Source organism: Sideroxyarcus sp. TK5 (assembly GCF_054601595.1).
Genome location: NZ_BAAHSJ010000007.1, coordinates 113,965 through 136,052 on the forward strand (window position 1 = coordinate 113,965; position 22,088 = coordinate 136,052).

Sequence of the window (22,088 nt, forward strand, 5' to 3'; positions counted from 1 at the left end):
TTTGGTGAAACGAACCGGCCGGACTCACATGATCCGATCCTGGGCTGGCATCTCTTCAGGGGAAACACCAGGCCGGGATCAACCGTTTCCGGTTGACCCAGTGGTTACTTAAAAACGCTGGAAATTGCTCTCATCCACCTGTGCCGTGGCCAGCGGTTTGTGCTGGGCCGGCTTCGCTTTGGCGACAGGCGCGGTGGCAGGTTTCCCGGTGCCGCGTGCCGCCGGAGCCGAGGCCGCGCCGTCCACGCGGAAGAAGCCCACCAACTGCTGCAGGTTCTCCGCCTGGCCGCTCATCTCTTCGGCGGTCGCTGCCAGCTCCTCGGAAGAGGACGCGTTCTGCTGCGTGATCTGGTTGAGCTGACTCATCGCGGTGTTGATCTGGCCCACGCCGGAGGATTGTTCCTCCGAAGCGGCGGCGATCTCCTGCACCAGATCGCTGGTCTTGGTGATGGCCGGCACGATCTCGTCCAGCAGCTTGCCCGCCTTCTCCGCCAGGTCTACGCTGCCCTTGGCCACTTCGCCGATCTCCTGCGCTGCTACCTGGCTGCGCTCTGCCAGCTTGCGCACCTCGGCCGCCACCACTGCGAAGCCCTTGCCGTGCTCGCCGGCGCGGGCCGCTTCGATGGCCGCGTTCAGCGCCAGCAGGTTGGTCTGGTAGGCGATGTCGTCGATGATGCCGATCTTGTCGGCGATGCTCTTCATCGCGGCCACCGTGTCCTTCACTGCCTTGCCGCCCTCGTTGGCCTGCGTGGAAGCGTTGTCCGCCATGCCGTTGGTGATCTTTGCGTTCTCCGCATTCTGGTTGATGGAGGCACTCATCTGCTCCACCGAGGCCGAGGTCTCTTCCACGCTGGCAGCCTGTTCGCTCGAAGCCTGCGACATGCTCTGCGCCGTCGCGCTCACTTCTTCCGAGGCGCTGGACAACGCGTCCGCCGAGCCGCGTACCTCGCCGATCACCTGCGACAGCTTGCCGGTCATCTCCTGCATCGCAGCCAGCAGCTGGCCGGTCTCGTCCTTCGACTCGACCTTGATGCGTACCGTCAAATCCCCCCCTGCCAGACTATTGGCCACACCGACCGCATCGTTCAGCGGGCGGGTGATGCTGCGCGTCACCCAGGCCGCGAACAGCACGGCGATGACGATGGCAGCGATGCCCAGCGTCAGGATCAGCGTCTTGGTCTGTGCCGCGACCTGGTTGGCCTCTTCGCCGGTCTTGGTCATCAGCACGGACTGGTTGGTGATGAGCTCGGCCACGGCGGCGATATATTCACCCTGCGTCTTGCGCATCGTGCTGACCATGTATTCGATCGCCTCATCGCGCTTGCCATCCTTCTGCAGCGCCAGGAACTTGTTCTGGTCTGCCACGAACACCTTGCGCGCATCCAGCGCCCTGGCCAGCGCCTTCTTGCCCTCTTCGGAGCGGATCACTTTCTCCAGCTTGTCGAAACCCTCGACGATCTCCATCCGCGCCTTCTCGACACGATCCAGTTCCTTCTGTCTATCGCTGGCACTGTTGACCAGCAGCGAGTTGCGCAACGCACGCGCGATGGTGTTGACATCGTCGATGATGTCGTTGGCGATCACCGTCTTGGGGAACTTGTCGTTCACCAGGTCGTCGATCTGTCCGCTGATCTGGCCGACACGCATGAACGACACCGCCGAGATCACCGCCAGCAGCACCAGTACCAGGCCGAAGCCCATACCCAACCGCACCCCTATCTTCATATCCTTGAACATTTCACACCTCTCTCGATAATTAGGATTCTGCAAATTCGGAAACTCATTGCGCCGAAGCGCCTTGCCCCGACACCGAGGCCAGCGTGGAGATCTCCTCCACCGACAGCACCTTGCCCACGTCGAGCAGGATCACGAACTTGCCGTTGACCTTGCCCATGCCGTGGATGAAATCGGTGCGGATCTTGGCGCCGAAGGCCGGTGCCGGTTCGATCTCGCTGGCCGGGATCTCCAGCACTTCGCTCACCGCATCCACCACCACACCGATGTCCTGTTTCTCCTCGCCGCTCGGCACCTCGATGATGACGATGCAGGTGCGGCGCGTGATCTCGGTGGCGTTGCGGCCGAAGCGCGCCGACAAGTCGATCACCGGCACCACCGCCCCGCGCAGGTTGATCACGCCGCGGATGAAGTCCGGCATCATCGGCACCTCGGTCAGCTGACCGTATTCGATGATCTCCTTCACGCTCAGCGTACCCACCGCGAACATCTCGCTGCCCAGTGTGAACGTCAGATACTGCTGGATCTCGGCCGCCTGCACCTGTGCGACCAGACCGTCTGTCTTTACCAATGCACCCATCTTCGTCTCCTGAAGTTTCTTCAATTCCGTTCTGTAGGCTTCAAGCCAGTTCCAGTCCGCTCTTTTCGGCCTGCGTCGACACCAACTGCACCAGACGCGGCACATCGAGGATCAGTGCCACTTCGCCGCTGCCGAGAATGGTTGAGCCGCCGATGCCATTGACGTGGCTGAAGATGCGACCCATCGGCTTGATCACCGTCTGGAACTCACCCTGCAACGCATCCACCACCAGTCCCGCACGCGCATTGCCGTACTGCACCACCACCACGTTCTCGCGCCGTACCGTGTCGCCGCGGATATCGAACGTGTCACGCAGACGCATGTATGGCAGCACCTGGCCGCGTAGCGACAGATAGTTGCGCTCCTCTCCGGCGCGCCTGTCCTCGTCCGACAATTCGATGCACTCCACCACCATGTCCAGCGGGATCACAAAAGACGAAGAACCGACGCCGACCAGGAAACCGTCGATGATGGCCAGCGTCAGCGGCAGGCGGATGCGCATGGTGGTGCCCTGCCCCTGCACGCTCTCGATGTCGATACTGCCGCGCAAGGCATTGATGTTGCGGCGCACCACATCCATGCCGACGCCGCGCCCGGACAGGTTGCTCACCGTATCTGCGGTGGAGAAGCCGGCTTCGAAGATCAGATTGAAGATCTCCTTGTCGGACAGGTTCGCATCCGGCGCGACCAGGCCGCGCTCGATGGCCTTTTGCAGGATCTTGTCCTTCTTCAGGCCGCCCCCGTCGTCGCCGACCTCGATCACGATGCTGCCCGAATCGTGGTAGGCGTTCAGACGCAGCGTGCCCCTGGCCGGCTTGCCGTTGGCGATGCGCACCTCGGCGGATTCGATGCCGTGGTCCATGGAATTCCTCACCAGATGGGTGAGCGGATCACCGATCTTCTCCACCACGGTCTTGTCCAGTTCGGTCTCGGCACCGCTGATGACCAGCTCGATGTCTTTGCCCAGCTCCTTGCTCACGTCGCGCACCACGCGCTGGAAGCGGTTGAAGGTGGCGCCGATCTGCACCATGCGCAGGGTCAGCGCCGAATCGCGCACCTCTTCGACCAGCCGCGACAGGGTGGAGGCCGCCTCCTGCAATTCAGAGATGCCGGCGCGCTGCGCCACCAGTGCGGTGCCGGCGCTGGCGATGGTCAGCTCGCCTATCAGGTTGATCAGTTGGTCCAGCTTCTCGGCATCGACACGGATGAGGCTGTTCTCGGTCGACTTGCTGTCTTTTACCTGCTTCTGCCTGTCCAGCGCGGCGGCCACCACTTCCGGACGCACGATCTTGTCCTCCAGCAGCACCTCGCCGATGGGACGCTGCTCCTCGACCTGCTTCTGCAGCGCCTTTGCCAGCTCGTCGCGCGTCAGCGTGCCGCACTTGACCAGCATCTCGCCCAGTTTCATCTCTTCTTCCGGCAGGTCGCGAATCAGATCCAGATATTCGGCGACCTTGCTGTGCGGCGGCATGATGTAGACCAGACAGTCGTCGCGCACGAATTCGAACGCGCCCTCGATGGTCGCCTTGTCGGCCTCGGTCTGGAAACTGATCTCAAAGCCGAGATGGCACGATTCGGCATCCAGTTGCGACAACGGCGGTACCGCCTCTACCACGGTGACGATCTGGATGATGCGGCCGAAGGTGTTCAGGTAGCGCACGAAGGACAGCGGATCCATGCCGTTGCGCAGCGTGTCATTGCCGAAACGCAACGAGATATGCCAGTTGTCGGTGGCCACGCTGTGCGTCTCCTCACGCTCGATCTGCGGTGCATGTTCGACCGGCATGCCGCCCTGGGCGGTGGTCTCCCCTGTCGGGTTGCCCAGGTAGGTGTTCAGCCTGGCGATCAGCCCGGCTCCCTGTCGATCGCTGTCCGCATCGGGTTCGTCCCCCTGTGCCGCGTGCTCGACCAGCGTACCGATGTGGTCGCGCGATTCCAGCAGCAGCGCCACCAGTTCCGGATCGATGCGCAGTTCGTTGCTGCGCACCTTGTCCAGCACGCTCTCCGCCACATGGGTGAAGGCGACGATATATTCCAGTCCGAACAGGCCGGCCGAACCCTTGATGGTGTGCGCCGCGCGGAAGATCGCGTTGATGATCTCCGGGTCGTCCTGTGCCTGCTCGATGCGCAGCAGCGCGTCTTCCATCTGCTCCAGCAGTTCGCGGCTTTCTATGATGTAAGTCTTGAGTGCGTCGTCGAGGTCCATGTCCGTTCCTTAATGCGTGCCATGCGGAAAGATGACGACCTGGTCACCGAAGAAGCCTCCCAGGTCGCACAGGTCCAGCAGCTCCAGCACCGGCTTGCTGTGGCCGACGAAGTGCAACTGCTTGTCGCGGATCGAGGCTTCCAGCTTGGCCGCGATCAGCAGTTGCAGGCCGGACGAGTCGATCTCGCTCACCTTGGACAGGTCGATCTCGATCACATTGGCGTGATCGATGTGCGGCAGGATGACCTGCTTCAACTCGGCGGCGCGATAGATCGTCATCTCGCCCTCTATGGCGAACTGCGCGGTCGCGATCTTTGATGTTTCCTGTTGTGCCATATCGGGCTCCGGTGACTGTTGCGTTCGTATCAGGGCAATACCAGCTTGGAGACGGCGGTCAGCATCTGTGCCGGCTGGAACGGCTTGACCACCCATGCCTTGGCACCGGCGGCCTGACCGGCCTGCTTCTTGTCTTCGCCCGCTTCGGTGGTGAGCATGATCACCGGCGTGAACTTGTATTCCGCCTTCTGCTTGGCTTCCTTGACGAAGGTGATGCCATCCATGTTGGGCATGTTCACGTCGCTGATGATGAGGTGGATCTTCTGCCCGGTGAGTTTGGTCAGCGCGTCCTTGCCGTCACACGCTTCGATCACGTCATACCCGGCCCCCTTCAGCGCGATGCTCACCACCTGCCGCAGGGATGCGGAATCGTCCACTACCAATATCGTCTTTGCCATTTGCTAACCTCCTAGAAAAAAGTGATGTCGGAATCGTTGCCCGCTGTCGCCGGGGTGCCGCCGCCGTGGGCGGCATGCTGTTCGGGCATGGTGTAGGTCTGCGCCAGTTCGCTCAGCCAGGCGCGCGCATCCATCGGTGCGCCGATATTGCCGGCAGCGCGCGCCTGCCCGCCCTCGCGCAGATGACTGTCCAGCTTGTCCATGTCGTTGCGCACATGCATCAGCATCTGACTGACACGGTCCTGGAACTGCAGGTCGACCAGAACGTTGGCGATCTCCCCGCCGATGGCCTGACTCTCGTGGCGCAGCGTCTCGGTCGAGTCGGACAATGCAGAGGTGGCATCACCGAACTGTCTGAGCACCTGCGCTATGGTCTGTTCCGAGTTCTGCACCATCTCGGCATCCTGCTGGGCATACTGCTCGGACACGCGCAACGTGGATGCGATGGCTTTGTTCACGGTGTCCACGGTGGCGCTCATCTTCTTGCCGGTCTCACCGGACAGATTGGACAGCTTGCGCACCTCGTCCGCGACCACCGCGAAACCGCGCCCGACCTCGCCGGCACGCGCCGCCTCGATGGCGGCATTCAAGGCCAGCAGGTTGGTCTGGCCCGCGATGTCGGCCACGTCCTGCGCCATCTTCTGCAGGTCTCCGGTGAACCGCGCCAGCGCCTGCACCTCGCCCAGCATGGCGCGCTTGACTTCGAGCGCGTCGCGCAGCGAGGTGATGATGGAATTGAGTTCTGTCTGGCTGTCCTTGAGCAACGTCACCAGACCGGCCTGCCCGCCACCTTCCCCGCCGGAAGCATCCACCGCTGCCGACAGGCGTTGCGAAAGACTGGCGAAGCGCATGGACAGATCGGTGATGGCACCTTCGGTCTGGGCACGCGCCATCTCGATCTGCCCGGACCACACCGGCAGCACTTCACCGCAGACCTCATCCAGACCGGCCACATATTTCAGGCGCTCCTGCACCAGCTCCTCATCCATTTGCCGACGCAGCGCAGCCACCGTCGCGAGCCGGGAAGCGTTCTGACCACGCACGCTCATCGCGCCCGTCGCCAGCGCAACCAGCAGGAGTACCCCCGCAGACATTGCTGCCTGTCCGGTGATCCCGGAAGACGCGAACACGGCAAGGATGGCGGCTGCCCCCAGCATCGCGTGCGGCAGCCAGACAGCGTTGCCTCTCCCTCCGACCAGCGATTCAGTCTCTCTATTCATCTTTCCTCCCAGTTACGCGGCACCCTGGACACGAGAATGCCTCCATGCGATTCATTCAGACACACAGCCATCTTGGATCCCCTGCCGCTGGCTGAACATCAGGCAATCTTGAATATTGCGTAGGCGTGCATGAAAGTCCGGCTAGGGATATCCCTACACGGTCGCAGCCGGACGATGTGCGGAAGTCCCCTGCGGCGGGAAACAGACCTCGATCTCCGTCCCCAGGTGCGGCGTACTCAGGAACACGATCTCGCCGTGCAGCATGTTCGCGATCTCTTCCATGGCAACCAGGCCCAAGGAATCCCTGCGCTCACGGTTCAGGTCGAATCCCTTGCCGTCATCGTTCACCACCAGTCTCAGACACTCCCCCCTGCCCTCCAGCACGATGCGCACCCGTTGCGCCTGCGCATGCCTGACCACATTCGACAGTGCATGCTGGACCAGGCGGTACACCAGGCCCGTGACCATCTCGTCCAGCCCGTCCGCGGCATCGGTCACCATGACCTCGCAGCGGATACCGGATCCGCTCAGCATCTCCTCGGCCAGCCATTCGAGCGCCGGGGCGACAGCCATGTTCAGCACCGAGGGATGGATGACGGAAACGATCTCGCGCATGTGCGCGATGGTCTCGTCCAGCAGATGTAGCGAGTTCCCTATCCGTGCCACCCCGTCGGGATCATCCCTCACCGACTGGTGCTGCAGCAGAACGAGGTTCATGCGCAGCATGCTCAGGCGTTGACCGTAATCCTCGTGCATCTCGCGTGCTGCTTCCTTGCGCACCCGCCGCATCTCTACCTCGCGCCTGACACTCAATTCCCGCAGCAGCTCACGCGACTCGCGCAGACGGTTCTCGGTCTCCTTGAGCGCGCTTATATCGCGCCCGATACTGATCGCCCCCCTGACATCGCCATCGGCATCGAACTCCGGCGCGATGCGGATGAGGCTGGTCTGCCACCCGGCCCGCGTTTTCCACGTACATTCATATTCATCCTCCCGCCGGCTTTCCATCACCTCCCGCAGCCTCGGCAGAAAATTCTCCCCGCCGTACCGTTCGCCGCCCTCGCCCGTGTCCGGTTCGAGTCGGCGAAAAGCGGCATTGGCATAGCACAGGCTGCCGTCACGGTCGTATCGGGAAATGGTGTCTGGCGATCGTTCGATCATCGCCTTGAAATCGACGGGGGCGCACCCGTCGCAACGGGGGGTGGCGACCGTGTCATCCCGGATAGCCGGGTGACGCAGGAGATAGGTGAACAGCAATGAGAGCGCGATGCCGAGCAGCAAAGCGACCAGGAGAGAAACATCCGCCGGCATGTCAGTACGATCGTAGATAGCAGTGACCGCAGGATGCCGCCACCTCAGGGCGGCATCCATCAGGCAAGACCGAATCTGCTGTAGGGATGTGACGCGTCGGGGTCGGGATTTCCTGACCCGGGGAGGATCAGGTCAGTGCGTGCTCGACACCATAGCGGACCAGCTCCGCGTTGTTGGCCAGGTTCAGTTTCTGCATCAATCTGGATTTGTGGGTGCTGACGGTCTTGTTGCTGATGACCAGCGCATCGGCGATATCGTTGACGCTCCTGCCCTGCACCAGCAGGCGCAGGATCTGCAGCTCCCGCTCGGATAGCAGTTCGTGCGGTGCCTTGTCGGTGGTGGCGCCGGCATCGAACACCATGGCCTCGACCAGGCCGGCGTCGATATGGCGGCCACCGGCGGCCACCTTGCGCACGGCCGCCAGCAGCACCTCCGGATCGCTGTCCTTGGTCAGGTAGCCGGAGGCCCCCGCCGCCAGTGCGCGCCGCGCGATCTGCGGTTCGTTGTGCATACTGAGCACGAGTATCTTTTGCTCCGGGTTCTGCGCCTTGACGCGCGCGATCAGCTCGACCCCGCTGATGCCTGGCATGGTCATGTCCAGCAACAGCAGGTCGGCCGGCTTATTCCGCAACAGGTCGAGCACCTCCGCACCGTTCACCGCCGCGGCGACCACCTTGATGTCGGCCACCAGCGCGAACAATTGTTTCAGGCCTTCGCGCACGATGGCGTGGTCGTCGGCAATCATCAGTCTAATCATGGTTCCTCCCGCATTTGCATGAACGGATCTGCACCGAGATCCGCGTTCCCTTGCCGGGGGCGCTGTCGATCTCGATCTCGCCACCCAGCACCAGCGCGCGCTCGCGCATCCCCATCAGGCCGAACGTCTTCTTGCGCGCCTGTCCGGCATCGAAGCCCGCCCCGTCGTCCTCGATCTGCAGCAGGCAATGATCTTCCCGGTGCTGCAGCCTGACCATGACCTGTCCGGCATGGGCGTGGCGCATGATGTTGGTCAACGATTCCTGCACGATACGGAAGATTGTGGTGGCCTGCTCGGCACTCAGCCCGATATCCCGCTCGTCGAGCACCAGCCCGCACGGGATGCCGCTGCGCCTGGTGAATTCGGCGACCTGCCACTCCAGGGCGGAGGCCACACCCATATCCAGCACGGCCGGGCGCAACTGGGCTGCTACATCGCGCACCACCTGTATGCTGGCGTCGATCTGTTCCTTCAGCGCCTGCAGCGGCAGCAGCAATTCTGGCCTTTCCTCGCCGTACTGGATGCGCAGCAGACCGACCTCCATACGCAGGCCGGTCAGCATCTGGCCGAGGTCGTCGTGCAGGTCCTGCGCGATGCGCTTGCGTTCTTCCTCACGCGCCTGCTCGCGCCGCACGGTCAGCTCGCGCAACTGTCTGTTCGCTTCCTGCAGGCGAAGTTCGGCACTGCGCAATTGCGTGACGTCGCTGTAGGCACCCAACACACCGATCACTTCGCCGGACTGCCCCAGCAACGGCACCTTATTGGTGAGCAGCCAGGCGTCGCTGCCGTCCTTCAGCCGCATCGGTTCCTCGATATTCAGTTTCGGGCGCCCATTGAGCATCACCTCGATATCATCCGCGTGGAAGCTGGCTGCCTGCTCCTCGGGCAGGAAGTCGAAGTCGGTCTTGCCGATCATCTGCGGTGCATCCTGCATTCCCAAATCTTCCAGCAGGCGCTTGTTGACACCCAGATAGCGCCCCGCCTCGTCCTTCCAGAATATCCTGACCGGCACGTTGTCCAGGATTGACTGCAGCATCCTCTGCGAACGCCCGAGCTCATCCTGCGTCGTACCCAGGCGCACATAGGGCTCCCGCACGCTCTCGATGAACACCGCACGGTAGATGAACAGGTAGCCGATGACTTTGTACGCGTGGCCGAGCAGGTTGAAGATATCGCTGACCGCGCTGTACAAAACGAAACACAGCTCGCCCAGCGCGCTGACCAGGCATGCCGCACCGAGCCGGTAGGCGTTGTCCGCCTGGGCACGGTCATTCTGCCGGGTCTGGCGGTAGAACATCGCACCCGCCGCCAGCAGCAAGGCGATCACGGAATATTCGGCTGCTATCTTGAACCCGGTCAGTCCCTGCCCCTCTATGAAGGTGCGCGGCCAGACATCAGGGTGATACAACACCAGCCAATAGACCACTCCGGCTCCCAGCAGACTGCCGGCCAGCAGCAGATAGCGTGTCCTTTCATGCGCCAGCGGCTGCTGCCAGGCGCGAATCGCGACCACCAGCAGGATCACGGCAGCGGCGAACCGCTCGGACAACCAGAATTGGATCGCTTTCTCGGGGCCGCTGGGCGTGACGAATTCCGGCATGCCGGCGAACGAGAACATGTGCCCGAAGTCGAGCAACCCGACCAGCAGGAAACCGGTGGCAAGGATCACAGTATTCGCCGATCGTTCGGGGGAATATGCGTTCCACGTGATGCCGAACACCATCATCGCCACCACGATGGCGAACGTCTCCATGGCGACGTGCATCGGCAACGGCATGATATGGACACCGCGCAGCACCGCCACAGAGGGAGTCAGCCAGACCAGCAGGAACAACAGGGTCAAGCCGATCAGCAGACGAGTCGTATTGCGTTGCGCCGGAGTGTCGTACGACATGTAGAAAGATGGGTGGATTGAAGGCACGTAACTTTACTATAAGCCTGACTCTGCATGGGGCAATACCGACCGGGCGGCCACATCCACTCGTGTACGCGCAGAGCGCGCGCGATAGAATCGGTGCTCTTGCGGGCGAGGTGATCGTCTTCCCGGCCTGTCTCACTCCCCGTATTCATCCCATACTCATAACCGCAAGGAAACGATATGTACCGCATCCCGCGCAGTCTGCTCATCATATTATCCCTGTCATCTCCCGCTTGTGCAGAGACAGGGGACCATCTGTGGCAAGGCAATGCCGCACTCTCCTTCTCCCGTTCCGCGGGCAACACCAACGGAACGACCTATTCCCTTGCCGTCGACGAGGCCCGGACCACGGAGTCCAACAAGCTGTCCGCCTATGCCTCGGCGCTATACGGGAAGAGCCAGGGTGTCGTCAGTGCCGACAAGACTCGCCTGGGCACCCGCTATGACCATAACTTGAGTGCGCGCCTGTTCGGCTTCGGTCTGCTCGAGTTAGAACAAGACCGGATGGCCAATCTGGACCTGCGCAGGAGCCTGGGAGCCGGTCTTGGTTATCACTTGTTGAAAGAGGAAGCTGTCACATTCGACCTGTTCGGCGGTCTGTCGCACAACCGTTCGAACATGATGACTGGCAGCACGGTCAGCACCAGCGAAGTGATCCTGGCTGAGGAATCGACCCATACCCTGACACAGAACACGCGCTTCAAACAGAAATTGAGCTACTACCCCAGCACACAGAAATCCGGTGAATTCCGTAGCGTGTTCGACAGCAGTCTGGTGATCAGCCTGAACAGCACGATGGGCCTGTCCATCAGTTTGCAGAACAAGTACAACAGTGATATCGGCGCGGGCGTCAAGCACAGCGACACCGTGTTGTTGACCGGACTGAACGTCAAACTCTAGGCCGGTCTAGCCGTACTTCTTGCGCCCCCGGATGCGGGCCCGGTGGGCAGCGCGTTCTTCGCTTTCGGTCAAGGGGCGGGGTGCCTTGTCCGCGAACGGGTTCTTGCCAGATTTGAATTCGATGCGCAACGGCGTGCCCTGCAGCTTGAACGCGTCGCAGAACACCCGTTCCAGATAGCGGACGTAACTGGCCGGCACCTTCTCCAGCGCGCTGCCGTGCACGACGATCAGCGGCGGGTTGCTGCCGCCCTGATGGGCGTAGCGCATCTTGGGCCGGAACGACCCGTTGCGCGGCGGGGCCTGTTTCTCCACTGCCGCTTCCAGCACGCGCGTGAGTTGCGGGGTCGGCATCTTGGTCATGGCGGCGGTATAGGCCTGATCGACCGACTTCAGCAGACTGTCGACACCGGTCCCCTTCAGCGCCGAGATGAAGTGCTGCTTGGCGAAATCCAGGAAGTGCAGCTTGCGGTCGATGTCGCGCTTGGCGCTGTCGCGCGCGTAATCGTCCAGCCCGTCCCACTTGTTCACCGCCAGCACAAGCGCGCGCCCGGCCTGCAGCACGAAGTCCGCCAGGTGCGCATCTTGTTCGGTGATCTGGTCGCTGGCGTCCACCACCAGCACCACCACGTTGGCATCCTCGATGGCCTGCAGGGTCTTCACCACCGAGAACTTCTCAATGGCCTCGTCGATCTTGCCGCGACGGCGCACGCCGGCGGTGTCGATGATGGTGTATTGCTTGCCGCCGCGCTCGAAGTCGATATAGATGGAGTCGCGCGTGGTGCCCGGCTGGTCGAAGGCGATCACGCGTTCCTCACCGAGGATGGCGTTGACCAGCGTGGATTTGCCGACGTTGGGTCTGCCTACGATGGCCAGCTTCGGATGGTGGGCCTTCTCTTCCGCTTCGGGTTCGGCTGCAGGCAACTCGTCCAGCGCGATCTCGATCATCTCCGCCACGTTCTCGCCATGCGCGGACGAGATGGGGATGGGTTCGCCCAGCCCCAGCTCGTGGAAATCGGCCGTCACGCGGGCGCGCTGCATGCCTTCGGCCTTGTTCACCAGCAGCATCAGCGGGCGGCCGGTCTTGCGCAACTGGGTGGCGATGATCTTGTCCTGCGGCGTCAAACCGTCTCGACCATCCACCAGGAACAACACCAGATCGGCTTCGTCCACGGCCTGCCGCGTCTGTTTGGCCATCTCATACAGGATGCCTTCCTTGGCCACCGGTTCCAGACCGCCGGTGTCGACCACCAGGAACGGCCGTTCCCCGATCCGTCCGCGGCCGTAATGACGGTCGCGCGTAAGACCCGGCTTGTCAGCCACCAGCGCATCACGGCTGCGCGTGAGGCGGTTGAAAAGCGTTGATTTGCCGACGTTGGGGCGTCCGACCAGAACCAGGGTGGGTAGCATCACTTTTGTACCGAGATCGCCAGCAACTCGCCGTCGCTGGTTTGAACCATGGCACCGTCCCCCATCAGCACGGGGGCGGCAAGGATCGCGCTGCCATCCGTCTTGCGGCGGGCCAGCAGGCTGCCGTCGCGGGTGTCGAGCGCATGCAGATAACCTTCGAAGTCGCCTATCAACAGATAGTTCTCGACAGGATAAGGGGCCGTCATCTGGCGATGGGCATGCTGGTCGTTCTTCCACAATGTGGCACCGCTACTTCTGTCCAGCGCGTACACGCTACCGTCCGCATCGGTCACATAGAGATAGCCCCCGAACAGGGCCAGCCCCTTGTCGCTGGACATCTCGCGCGTCCACAGTGTGTTGCCCTGGATCGCGTCGAAACAGGCCAACCTGCCCTGGAAGGCGATGGCGCAAACCTGCCGGTCATCGGCCGCCGGCAAACTGGTGATGTCGCTGATGCGCTCCAGTTCGGTGTTGCCGCGCGGCTGCGACACGGCCGCTTCCCAGATCACGATACCCTTGGTCAGACCGATCGCTGCCAGCCTGCCTGCGGCGAAACCCGCGTAGACCATACCGTTGCGGATGACCACACCGGCGTGGCTGCGCACGCTCAAGGCAGGTGTTACCCGCTCATACAGCCACAGGCGTTTACCGTCCTGCGCATCCAGCCCCGCGATGCGGCCGTTGCCGGTGCGCACCACCACGATACCGCTTGCTATCTGCGGCGCACTCAACACCTCGCTGGAAACCTTTACCTGCCAGCGCAACGTGCCGTCCGTCTCATCGTATGCAGCCAGCTCGCCCTGGTCACCGCCGACCAGCACCAGCCCCGCGCCTGCGCCCACACCGCCGGAGACTGTGAAGCCGGGTGTGATGCGCCACATCTGCTTGCCGCTGTCGCGGTCGAAGCGATACAGATGCTTTTCGTCGGCACCGAACACCGCCTCACGCGTGACGCCCGGCGTCAGCACGTTGATACCGCTGTCACCCAGCGATTGCTGCCAGCGCACCTGGATCTGCGCGGCTGGCTTGAAGTCGATCAACTTCGCCGGATCGACGCCTGCCTTGTCGCTGCTGCAGGCGGCCAGCACCAGCACGCAAGTCAGCAGACTAACGTTACGCAATGTCATTTGGCGCTACCCAGTCCGTCCAGTTTCAACTGGATCAGGTTACGCTGGACTGCCTGTGCTTCTGACTTTTCCAATGCCTGCTTGTAGGCGATGCGGGCTTCATCGGTCTTGCCCATCGCGCTCAGCACGTCCCCCTTCAGATCGGCATATACGCTGTCGAAGGTCGCCGGATGCGCGGTAGCCAGATGCTTGAGCGCATCTTCATACTGTTTCTCGTCCAGCAGCATGGCTACCAGCCTGAGGCGGGCCACATGTTGCGCGCCCTCTTCACCCGCATGTTCGATCACCCACCATAACCTGGCCTTGGCGCGGGTCGCATCGCCTGCCTGCTGGCTGGTCTGGGCAGCCAGCAGTTGTGCGCGGGTCGCGTAAGGGCTGGCTGCGAAGCGATCGGCCAGCGCGTCCGCCGCATCACCGATCCGCTTGTCATCGCCGCTCGCGGTCTGCTTCATCACCTCGGCATACAGACTGGCTGCGCCGGCCGCCTGACTGGCCTGATGCTGTTTCCAGAACTGGCTGCCGGCGAAAGCCAGCAGGGAGACGGTGACGATCCCGTACACCCAGTTGCTGTTCGCTTTCCACCAGGCCTTGAGCGCATCGACCTGTTCCTGTTCGTGTAGATCCAACTCTGACATTCTCATTCCCTCACTTGATCAATTCTTCAATCTTGCTTTGCAATGCCGCGAGTGCGACACGCTCCTGCTCGCCACCGCGCAACGGTTTGAGCGTGACCGCATCGGCGGCGGCCTCGTCGTCGCCGACGATCACCGCGCACACTGCGCCGCTGCCGTCCGCTTTCTTCATCTGCGACTTGAAGCTGCCGCCGCCGCAATGCAGCAGCACGCGCACACCGGCATCGCGCAACAGCTCGGCGGCTTGCCAGGCAACGACCTGTGCCTGATCGCCCTGATGCACCACGTACACGTCCAGCGGCGCGGGCGGCGGCGTCATGCCGTCTTCCTGCAGCAACGCCAGCAGACGCTCCACGCCCATGGCGAAACCCATGGCCGGTGCCGGTTTGCCGCCGATCTGCTCGATCAGCCCGTCGAAGCGGCCGCCGGCGCAGATCGTACCCTGCGCACCCAGCCGCGTGGTGACCCACTCGAACACGGTACGGTTGTAATAGTCCAGCCCGCGCACCAGACGCGGGTTGATCTCGAACGCAATGTCATGACGCTTCAGGATCGCCTGCACCGCCTCGAAATGCTGGACCGCATCTTCCTCCAGTTCATCCATCAGCTTGGGCGCATTGCCCACCAGCTCCTGCATGGCCGGATTCTTGGTGTCGAGGATGCGTAGCGGATTGCTGTACAGACGACGCTGTGCATCGGCATCCAGCACATCCTTGTGCCCCTCGAAGTAAGCGATCAGCTTGTCGCGATGACGCTGACGGGAAACGCTGTCGCCCAGCGTGTTCAATTGCAGCGTCACATCGCGGATGCCCAGCTTCTTCCACAGGCGCGCACACATGATGATCTGCTCGGCGTCGATGTCCGGCCCGCCGAAGCCCATCGCTTCCACCCCGATCTGATGGAACTGGCGATAGCGCCCCTTCTGCGGACGCTCGTGGCGGAACATCGGGCCCGAATACCACAGACGCTGCGGCGCGTTATACAGCAGATTGTGCTGCAGCACGGCGCGCACGCATGAAGCCGTGCCCTCCGGACGCAACGTGAGCTGGTCGCCGTTGAGACTGTCCTCGAAGCTGTACATCTCCTTTTCGACGATGTCGGTGACTTCGCCGATGGCGCGCTTGAACAGCGCGGTCGGCTCCACCAGCGGCATGCGGATGTTGCGGTAGCCATAGGCTTCCAGCCACTCGCGCACGGTATCCTCGAACCACAGCCACAGCCCCGCCTCGTCCGGCAGGATGTCGTTCATGCCTTTCACGGCTTGCAACGCATTACTCATTTCTTCTGGTACTTTCTTGCCACATATTCATTGACGATCCGGGTGAACTCCTCGGCGATGTTGTCGCCGCGCAGTGTCACCGTCTTCTCGCCGTCCACATACACCGGTGCCGAGGGCGTCTCGCCCGTGCCCGGCAGACTGATGCCGATATTCGCCATCTTGCTCTCGCCGGGGCCGTTCACGATGCAGCCCATGACCGCCACCGTCATCTCTTCCACGCCGCTGTACTGCTCGCGCCATACCGGCATCTGCGCACGCAGATAGTTCTGGATGTGCTGAGCCAGTTCCTGGAACACCGTGCTGGTGGTGCGTCCGCAACCGGGGCAGGCCGTCACCATCGGAGTGAACGAGCGCAAGCCCATGGTCTGCAATATCTCCTGTGCCACCACCACCTCTTCGGTGCGCGCACCGCCCGGTGCCGGGGTCAGCGACACGCGGATGGTGTCGCCTATGCCTTGCTGCAACAACACCGACAGTGCGGCGGTGGATGCCACGATACCCTTTGAACCCATGCCCGCCTCGGTCAGGCCGAGATGCAGCGCATAGTCGCAGCGCTTGGCCAGTTCCTGATACACCGCGATCAGGTCCTGCACCTCGCTCACCTTGCACGACAGCACGATGCGGTCGCGCGACAGGCCCAGTTCCTCGGCGCGCTGAGCGCTCTGCAATGCGGAGACGATCAGTGCCTCGCGCGTCACTTCGCGCACGTCCTTCGGCACTGGCAGTTTGGCGTTGTCGTCCATCATGCGCACCACCAGATCCTGGTCCAGACTGCCCCAGTTCACGCCGATGCGCACCGGCTTGTCGTATTGCCTGGCCACCGCGATCATCATGGCGAACTGGTCCTCGCCCTTGCGGTTCTTGCCCACATTGCCGGGGTTGATGCGGTATTTCGCCAGTGCCTTGGCACACTCCGGATATTCGGTGAGCAGACGATGGCCGTTGTAATGGAAATCGCCTATCAGCGGCACCTTGCAGCCGAGCGCATCCAGGCGGCGGCGGATATGCGGCACCGCCTCGGCGGCTTCAGAGGTGTTGACCGTGATGCGCACCAGTTCCGAACCGGCGATGGCCAGTTCATGCACCTGTTTGGTGGTCGTGTTGATATCGGCGGTATCGGTATTGGTCATCGACTGCACCACGATGGGTGCCGCCCCGCCGATGACGACGTCATCGACACGCACCGCCTGCGTCGCGTGACGCAGAATGGAAGGATGTGTCATATGTGTTACTCCAGAACCAGCTTGGCGACGCCAGCCGGGTTGAATTTCGACAGATCGACTTCCTTGCCGTGGTAATACATACGGATCGCCCCCGGTCTGCCGATGGAAACACTGTATGGCGCACGATGTCCGCCGCCTATCCACTTCTCCTCACCCGCTTTCGTGACGCGCGACAACAATATCTCGCCGTTCACGTCGATGATCTCCATCCATGCATCTTCGTTGAACACGATATGGATCGGGCGCTTCATCAATTGCGCTAGTGGTACTTCAGGTTTGGAAGGCGTGTCAGGCGCTGGTGCCTCGGTTTCTGCTGGCGCAACAGGCTCCGGCTTGCTCACTGGAACCGTCGGGGTGACGACTGGCTTGGGCGCAACCACGGGCTTCGGAACTTCTGCCGGCTTGACTGCTTCGACCGGTTTCGTCACTGGCAACGGCTTGACGACGGGCAACGGCTTGGCTGGTTCGATTTTTTTTGGCGCAGCTGCAGGCTCAGGTTTCTGCACTTCCGCGATTGTTGCTGGCTCGGCCGATTGCGCCATGACCGGCTGTGCCTGTTCTATCGGCTGTAGCGGCGCGGCACTGACCGCAGAGACGGGTTCCACTGCGACCTCTTCTGTGACCACGGGGGGAAGCGTCTTCTGGGCAGGACGCATCAGGATGAAACCTGCCAGCAGGATCGCCACAGCAAGAGCACCCAGCAGCAGGTAACGGCTGCGACGGCTCGCATCACCCGTGACCGGCAGGGGAGCGCCGCCTGCCTGCACATCCGTCACATCGAAATGATGTTCCGTATGCGTATGCGTCGCTTCCAGCAACCTGGCCTCGTCCACGCCGAGCACGCGCGCATAGCTGCGCACGAAGCCGCGCAGGAAGGTTCCCTGCGGCAGATGCTCGACATCGTCATGCTCCAGGGCTTCCACCTGGCGCACACTGAATTTGACGCGCTCCGCGATCTCTTCCACCGACAGGCCGCGCGCCTCGCGCTCGGCGCGCAGGATCGCACCGACGCTCAACGTCGGCTGTTGCGTTTCCTGATTCGTCTCACTCTGGTTCTCAGCCATCACTCGCCCGCCTGCAGAAGTTGCGCTTCGCGCGAATCCGGGAACCGCTTGCGCAATTGCAACGCATAACTCGCCGCCGCATTGCGATCCCCCGCCTTGCGCTCGACTCGGACCGCCAGCCACAGGTGCTCGGGCGTCAGCGCGTCGTACACTTGCATGAAACGCATCAAGTGGACTTTGGCCATCGAGTAGTCCCCCCTGATGTAGTTCAGTTCGGCCAGCCCGATCTGTGCTTCCGGCATGGCCGGGTGCAGGATCAACGCCCGTTCCAGAAAACTTTCCGCCGCAACCAGATCACCTGCCTTGATGGCGCACACACCCGCATTGGCATACGCAACATCGGGCGTGTTGTAGAGCGGGTCTTTCAACGCATCCATGAACTTTGCGATGGATTCCTTCGGCTTTCCTCGCTGGCACAGGAACCAGCCGTAGTTGTTCAACGTGGAAGCGCTATGGGGATCGATCTTCAGGGCGCGGCGGAAATCCCTGTCTGCCTGTTCGTCCTCGCGCAGTGTCATGCGTACCAGACCGCGCACATTGTAGGCCGGCGCATAGGAATCGTCGGCCTGCATGGCCGCCCCCAGTTCCTGCAGCGCGATGGAATACTGGCCGCGCTCGAAGTAGGAGGCAGCCAATTCGGTATGGATCTTGGCACTGCTGCGCGCCCTCTCGTCCGGCACACCGCCTCCGGCACATCCGGCCAGCAGCAATGCAAGAAGATAGACCATCCACGGCTTCATCGGCTTGCCTCCATCATGCGTAGGGTTCGTTTCGACTTGTCCTGCACTTGGCCCGCCAATTGCCCGCAGGCCGCCGCGATGTCGTCGCCGCGCACCTTGCGGATGGTGGTGACGATGTCCGCCTGCATCAGGATGTCGCGGAAGTGCTTCACCGTTTCCATGTCCGAACGGCGATACGGTGCCTGCGGGAAGGGATTGAACGGGATCAGGTTGAACTTGCACGGCACCTCGCGCACCAGCGCGATCAGCTCGCGTGCATCCTGCGGCCGGTCGTTCACGCCCGCCAGCATCACATATTCGAAGGTGACGAAATCGCGCGGGGCTTTTTCCAGATAGCGCAGGCAGGCCGCCATCAGCTCTTTCAAGGGATATTTCTGGTTGATCGGCACCAGCTCGTTGCGCAGCGCATCGTTCGGCGCATGCAAGGAGATCGCCAGCGCCACCGGACATTCCTCGCGCAGTCGGTCCATCGCCGGCACCACGCCCGAGGTGGACACCGTCACGCGGCGTCGCGACAGGCCATAACAGTGGTCGTCCAGCATCAGGCGCAAGGCGCTCACCGTGCTGTCGAAATTCAGCAAGGGTTCACCCATGCCCATCAGCACCACATTGGTCACCGGCCAGTTGCCATCTTCATTCCTGCCCAACTCATGATTGGCCCACCACACCTGGCCGATGATCTCGGCGGTGGACAGGTTGCGGTTGAACCCCTGCTTGCCGGTGGAACAGAACGCGCAATCCAGCGCGCAGCCCGCCTGCGTCGAAACACACAGCGTCCCCCTGCCCTCTTCCGGGATGAACACGGTCTCCACCGCGTTGCCGGTGCCGACATCCAGCAGCCATTTGCGCGTGCCGTCGGTGGCGGTCTCTTCGCGCATCACCTTGGGCGCCTGGATACAGGCGAGCTGCTTCAGTTTGTCGCGAAGAGAGATCGCCAGATCGCTCATCGCATCGAAATCGGACTCCCCGTTCTTGTAGATCCAGTGCAGCACCTGCTTGGCGCGGAACGGCTTTTCGCCGTGTTCCGCGAACCATGCGGTCATCGCAGCCGGTTCAAGATCGAGGAGATTTTGCTTCATCAGACGTCGCTTAGCGCGAGTAGACGTTCAGTGCCGGGAAGAAGTAAGCGATCTCGACGGCAGCCGTTTCAGCCGCGTCTGAACCATGCACTGCATTCGCATCGATGCTGTCGGCGAAGTCGGCACGGATGGTGCCCTTCTCGGCCTTCTTCGGATCGGTCGCGCCCATCAGGTCACGGTTCTTCAGGATCGCGCCTTCGCCTTCCAGCACCTGGATCATCACCGGGCCGGAGATCATGAAATCCACCAGATCCTTGAAGAAAGGACGGGCCTTGTGCACGGCGTAGAAGCCTTCCGCTTCGGCGCGGGACAGTTGCACCATGCGTGCCGCCACGATCTTCAGGCCAGCGCCCTCGAAACGGGAATAGATCTGACCGATGACGTTCTTGGCGACTGCATCGGGTTTGATGATAGAAAGGGTACGTTCGAAAGCCATGCTTCTCTCCAAATGATTATTGTGAATCAGAAAATTCTGAGGGCGCGATTCTAGCAGGGTTTACCTGCAATGTCGCAGCACGGTCAGGGAGCAATAGGCTGGATCGGCGCGCCCGCCGTATGGCAGGCTCCAGCTCAGTTGAACAAAAGTCAACCAACGGGGGCAGGTCCAGCCCCCCCCTTCTCACCTCACACGAAATGCGCGATTGCAAGACCTGACCCTGGAGTTCCATTCGAGGTCGTCGCCACGCTCCACAGGTCGCTCAGAGAGGCCGTGCCCGGATTTCCGCCTGCCCATACGGATACAGGATCGTTGGCAAAGTAGCTGAACGTGACATTATTGTTTTGAACACCAACTCCCGCTGCCGCGTTCGTATAAGTCTGCGCCGTCACCGCACCGCCTACTCCGCGAACTGTGAGCTGGTCGTTGGTGTAACCCTGACCATTAAGTATGTTGAATGCATTGGTCTGCACGATGGTGCCGCGGCTGTGGCCCAGCGAGGTGGTGGATTGGCCTGCCCGGCTCTGCAGGATGTCGGCATAGGTTCGGTCCTGGTTGGTGTAGCCCAGGAAGTTGGCCGTGCCGCTGCCCACCGAGGTCAGGGGCCTCTCGTAGCCGGCCACGCGCATCACGGCTGTATCGGCTCTATCCTCACCGATTCGATCAGGTGATGGAAGATTTCGTACATCCGATCATGGGCTGCCGGCTGAGCTGCGACACGATCTTTGTCCGCCGAGAAAACAAACATGAACATATAGCCGGTATCCCCAATCGGCAGCATCCAGTTCTCCACATCCCAGACTCCGTTGCTCCGCATCGGAACGCGCTGTACCGTCCACAGATTATTTCCCACCTGCTCTTTCCCCAATTGGCGCGGCATATTCCCTGCCCATGCCCTTAGCCGGGGCTCCAACTCTTCCGGGGTCGATTTCATCATCCATATGGTTAAGGCAAGACCTGTGCCTACCCATACCTGATTGCACATCGGCTTCAACCCCTGCTCCCAACTCTTCCCCGCTTTGTCCACCACAATGTGACTGCGGACAAAGCGATCCATCAATTCATCTTTGTAATTCTTGCCCGTATAACGCGAATCCTCTTTGAGGAAGGTGTGTCCATCGCGCTCGTATATGTCACCATTGCTATCGAGAAGCCTTATCGGCAAGCCCGGAGGCTTTCCAAAATAGCCTCCATACTGGCAACTACCCGCGATCCCCGGCCATTCATGCGTTACCTGATAACGGTTCATCAGTTTGAATGTATGCCGGACATAGTAGGGTGATTTCGGAATGCCGGGATCTAAAGCTCCCGGCTTCAACAATTGCTCCTCCATTGCCTTGTCGCGTAATTGCCCACCTACAAAGGAACAACTCGACAGTGTCAGAAGCGTCATCATAAAAATGATTGTCGAAAACGAAATTCTATTCATATGCTTCCCTCAAAGTTATGGTGCGATTGGGTTTCCAGCCGCATCTACCTGAACACCGCCTGTATAGCGAATCAGGGGGCTATTGTCCTGCACCGCGCCTGACGGCCCGTTCGGCGACAGTATTTCCACTTGCCCACTCCCCTGAGCTCCTGTCCCATACGAACTGGAACAACGGGGTCAGGTCTTGCAATATAGCACCCATCTCACTCATATCTCGTCCCCCTTCTTAACCGCCCTGCTAACCGTCGCATAGTGCACCCCAAAATGATCGGCGATTTCTTGCAGGGTGTAATCGCCGGTGGCGTAAGCGGC

Annotated in this window: 20 protein-coding genes and 1 pseudogene; 1 reads left to right on the forward strand and 20 read right to left on the reverse strand. The window is 61.7% G+C overall.

Annotation, left to right across the window (positions count from 1 at the left end):
• Positions 1–108: 108 nt before the first annotated feature.
• From ACYPYQ_RS11975 to ACYPYQ_RS12015, 9 genes and pseudogenes are all read right to left on the reverse strand, one after another.
• Complete coding sequence (locus tag ACYPYQ_RS11975) at positions 109–1,737, reverse strand: methyl-accepting chemotaxis protein (protein WP_459724074.1); 1,629 nt, start codon at positions 1,735–1,737, stop codon at positions 109–111.
• Positions 1,738–1,780: 43 nt separating this feature from the next.
• Positions 1,781–2,314: a chemotaxis protein CheW gene (locus ACYPYQ_RS11980; RefSeq protein WP_459724076.1), complete on the reverse strand. Its 534-nt coding sequence runs from the start codon at positions 2,312–2,314 to the stop codon at positions 1,781–1,783.
• A gap of 40 nt (positions 2,315–2,354) precedes the next feature.
• Positions 2,355–4,520, reverse strand: coding sequence for a chemotaxis protein CheA (locus tag ACYPYQ_RS11985; protein WP_459724077.1), 2,166 nt, complete (start codon positions 4,518–4,520; stop codon positions 2,355–2,357).
• A 9-nt stretch (positions 4,521–4,529) separates the two neighbouring features.
• On the reverse strand, positions 4,530–4,856 hold the full coding sequence (locus ACYPYQ_RS11990; protein ID WP_459724078.1) for an STAS domain-containing protein: 327 nt from the start codon (positions 4,854–4,856) through the stop codon (positions 4,530–4,532).
• A gap of 29 nt (positions 4,857–4,885) precedes the next feature.
• Positions 4,886–5,254: a response regulator gene (locus ACYPYQ_RS11995; RefSeq protein ID WP_459724079.1), complete on the reverse strand. Its 369-nt coding sequence runs from the start codon at positions 5,252–5,254 to the stop codon at positions 4,886–4,888.
• A gap of 11 nt (positions 5,255–5,265) precedes the next feature.
• Positions 5,266–5,883, reverse strand: a pseudogene (locus tag ACYPYQ_RS12000) (methyl-accepting chemotaxis protein); the annotation flags it as partial.
• Positions 5,884–6,627: 744 nt separating this feature from the next.
• Complete coding sequence (locus ACYPYQ_RS12005) at positions 6,628–7,845, reverse strand: PAS domain-containing sensor histidine kinase (RefSeq protein WP_459724080.1); 1,218 nt, start codon at positions 7,843–7,845, stop codon at positions 6,628–6,630.
• Between the two features lie 67 nt (positions 7,846–7,912).
• The gene (locus ACYPYQ_RS12010) at positions 7,913–8,542 is read right to left on the reverse strand and encodes a response regulator (protein WP_459724081.1); all 630 of its coding nucleotides are present in this window, start codon (positions 8,540–8,542) and stop codon (positions 7,913–7,915) included.
• Positions 8,535–10,436 carry an MASE3 domain-containing protein gene (locus ACYPYQ_RS12015; protein ID WP_459724082.1) on the reverse strand — a complete coding sequence of 634 codons (1,902 nt, stop codon included), beginning with the start codon at positions 10,434–10,436 and terminating at the stop codon, positions 8,535–8,537. The genes ACYPYQ_RS12010 and ACYPYQ_RS12015 overlap by 8 nt, the downstream gene beginning before the upstream one ends.
• A gap of 204 nt (positions 10,437–10,640) precedes the next feature.
• Here ACYPYQ_RS12015 and ACYPYQ_RS12020 point away from each other — a divergent pair, with 204 nt between their 5' ends.
• Complete coding sequence (locus tag ACYPYQ_RS12020; protein ID WP_459724083.1) at positions 10,641–11,360, forward strand: DUF481 domain-containing protein; 720 nt, start codon at positions 10,641–10,643, stop codon at positions 11,358–11,360.
• 6 nt (positions 11,361–11,366) lie between these two features.
• On the opposite strand, the gene der is transcribed toward ACYPYQ_RS12020, so the two are convergent.
• The 11 genes from der to ACYPYQ_RS12075 all read right to left on the reverse strand — a co-directional run bounded on the left by der (position 11,367) and on the right by ACYPYQ_RS12075 (position 21,776).
• Entirely contained in the window at positions 11,367–12,767 is a 1,401-nt protein-coding gene (gene der / locus ACYPYQ_RS12025) for a ribosome biogenesis GTPase Der (protein ID WP_459724084.1), read from the reverse strand.
• Positions 12,767–13,894, reverse strand: coding sequence for an outer membrane protein assembly factor BamB (gene bamB, locus ACYPYQ_RS12030; protein WP_459724085.1), 1,128 nt, complete (start codon positions 13,892–13,894; stop codon positions 12,767–12,769). Before bamB ends, der begins: the two co-directional genes overlap by 1 nt.
• Positions 13,891–14,529, reverse strand: coding sequence for a YfgM family protein (locus ACYPYQ_RS12035; RefSeq protein WP_459724086.1), 639 nt, complete (start codon positions 14,527–14,529; stop codon positions 13,891–13,893). Before ACYPYQ_RS12035 ends, bamB begins: the two co-directional genes overlap by 4 nt.
• A gap of 10 nt (positions 14,530–14,539) precedes the next feature.
• Positions 14,540–15,805, reverse strand: coding sequence for a histidine--tRNA ligase (gene hisS / locus ACYPYQ_RS12040; protein WP_459724087.1), 1,266 nt, complete (start codon positions 15,803–15,805; stop codon positions 14,540–14,542).
• Positions 15,802–17,028 (reverse strand): flavodoxin-dependent (E)-4-hydroxy-3-methylbut-2-enyl-diphosphate synthase, encoded by a 1,227-nt coding sequence (ispG, locus tag ACYPYQ_RS12045; protein ID WP_459724088.1) that lies wholly within the window; start codon positions 17,026–17,028, stop codon positions 15,802–15,804. The genes hisS and ispG overlap by 4 nt, the downstream gene beginning before the upstream one ends.
• Before the next feature lie 5 nt (positions 17,029–17,033).
• Positions 17,034–18,092, reverse strand: a complete 1,059-nt coding sequence (locus ACYPYQ_RS12050) for a RodZ domain-containing protein (RefSeq protein ID WP_459724089.1) — start codon at positions 18,090–18,092, stop codon at positions 17,034–17,036.
• A complete protein-coding gene (pilW, locus tag ACYPYQ_RS12055) occupies positions 18,092–18,832 on the reverse strand; it encodes a type IV pilus biogenesis/stability protein PilW (protein WP_459724091.1) in 741 nt (246 codons plus the stop codon). The genes ACYPYQ_RS12050 and pilW overlap by 1 nt, the downstream gene beginning before the upstream one ends.
• Positions 18,829–19,911 carry a dual-specificity RNA methyltransferase RlmN gene (rlmN, locus tag ACYPYQ_RS12060; RefSeq protein WP_459724092.1) on the reverse strand — a complete coding sequence of 361 codons (1,083 nt, stop codon included), beginning with the start codon at positions 19,909–19,911 and terminating at the stop codon, positions 18,829–18,831. The genes pilW and rlmN overlap by 4 nt, the downstream gene beginning before the upstream one ends.
• 10 nt (positions 19,912–19,921) lie before the next feature.
• A complete protein-coding gene (gene ndk, locus ACYPYQ_RS12065) occupies positions 19,922–20,347 on the reverse strand; it encodes a nucleoside-diphosphate kinase (RefSeq protein ID WP_459724093.1) in 426 nt (141 codons plus the stop codon).
• Between the two features lie 188 nt (positions 20,348–20,535).
• The gene (locus ACYPYQ_RS12070) at positions 20,536–20,979 is read right to left on the reverse strand and encodes a hypothetical protein (RefSeq protein WP_459724094.1); all 444 of its coding nucleotides are present in this window, start codon (positions 20,977–20,979) and stop codon (positions 20,536–20,538) included.
• On the reverse strand, positions 20,976–21,776 hold the full coding sequence (locus ACYPYQ_RS12075) for a hypothetical protein (protein ID WP_459724095.1): 801 nt from the start codon (positions 21,774–21,776) through the stop codon (positions 20,976–20,978). The genes ACYPYQ_RS12070 and ACYPYQ_RS12075 overlap by 4 nt, the downstream gene beginning before the upstream one ends.
• Positions 21,777–22,088 lie beyond the last annotated feature (312 nt).

Excerpts from the sequence above, each read along its gene's own strand:
- ACYPYQ_RS12020 (WP_459724083.1), top strand. The coding sequence starts at position 10,641 with ATGTACCGCATCCCGCGCAGTCTGCTCATCATATTATCCCTGTCATCT.
- ACYPYQ_RS11975 (WP_459724074.1), bottom strand. The coding sequence starts at position 1,737 with ATGTTCAAGGATATGAAGATAGGGGTGCGGTTGGGTATGGGCTTCGGC.
- bamB (WP_459724085.1), bottom strand. The coding sequence starts at position 13,894 with ATGACATTGCGTAACGTTAGTCTGCTGACTTGCGTGCTGGTGCTGGCC.
- ACYPYQ_RS12015 (WP_459724082.1), bottom strand. The coding sequence starts at position 10,436 with ATGTCGTACGACACTCCGGCGCAACGCAATACGACTCGTCTGCTGATC.
- ispG (WP_459724088.1), bottom strand. The coding sequence starts at position 17,028 with ATGACACATCCTTCCATTCTGCGTCACGCGACGCAGGCGGTGCGTGTC.
- ACYPYQ_RS12050 (WP_459724089.1), bottom strand. The coding sequence starts at position 18,092 with ATGGCTGAGAACCAGAGTGAGACGAATCAGGAAACGCAACAGCCGACG.
- rlmN (WP_459724092.1), bottom strand. The coding sequence starts at position 19,911 with ATGAAGCAAAATCTCCTCGATCTTGAACCGGCTGCGATGACCGCATGG.
- hisS (WP_459724087.1), bottom strand. The coding sequence starts at position 15,805 with ATGAGTAATGCGTTGCAAGCCGTGAAAGGCATGAACGACATCCTGCCG.
- ACYPYQ_RS11990 (WP_459724078.1), bottom strand. The coding sequence starts at position 4,856 with ATGGCACAACAGGAAACATCAAAGATCGCGACCGCGCAGTTCGCCATA.
- ACYPYQ_RS12075 (WP_459724095.1), bottom strand. The coding sequence starts at position 21,776 with ATGAATAGAATTTCGTTTTCGACAATCATTTTTATGATGACGCTTCTG.
- ACYPYQ_RS11980 (WP_459724076.1), bottom strand. The coding sequence starts at position 2,314 with ATGGGTGCATTGGTAAAGACAGACGGTCTGGTCGCACAGGTGCAGGCG.
- der (WP_459724084.1), bottom strand. The coding sequence starts at position 12,767 with ATGCTACCCACCCTGGTTCTGGTCGGACGCCCCAACGTCGGCAAATCA.
- ACYPYQ_RS11985 (WP_459724077.1), bottom strand. The coding sequence starts at position 4,520 with ATGGACCTCGACGACGCACTCAAGACTTACATCATAGAAAGCCGCGAA.
- pilW (WP_459724091.1), bottom strand. The coding sequence starts at position 18,832 with ATGAAGCCGTGGATGGTCTATCTTCTTGCATTGCTGCTGGCCGGATGT.
- ndk (WP_459724093.1), bottom strand. The coding sequence starts at position 20,347 with ATGGCTTTCGAACGTACCCTTTCTATCATCAAACCCGATGCAGTCGCC.
- ACYPYQ_RS11995 (WP_459724079.1), bottom strand. The coding sequence starts at position 5,254 with ATGGCAAAGACGATATTGGTAGTGGACGATTCCGCATCCCTGCGGCAG.
- ACYPYQ_RS12035 (WP_459724086.1), bottom strand. The coding sequence starts at position 14,529 with ATGTCAGAGTTGGATCTACACGAACAGGAACAGGTCGATGCGCTCAAG.
- ACYPYQ_RS12010 (WP_459724081.1), bottom strand. The coding sequence starts at position 8,542 with ATGATTAGACTGATGATTGCCGACGACCACGCCATCGTGCGCGAAGGC.
- ACYPYQ_RS12005 (WP_459724080.1), bottom strand. The coding sequence starts at position 7,845 with ATGGATGCCGCCCTGAGGTGGCGGCATCCTGCGGTCACTGCTATCTAC.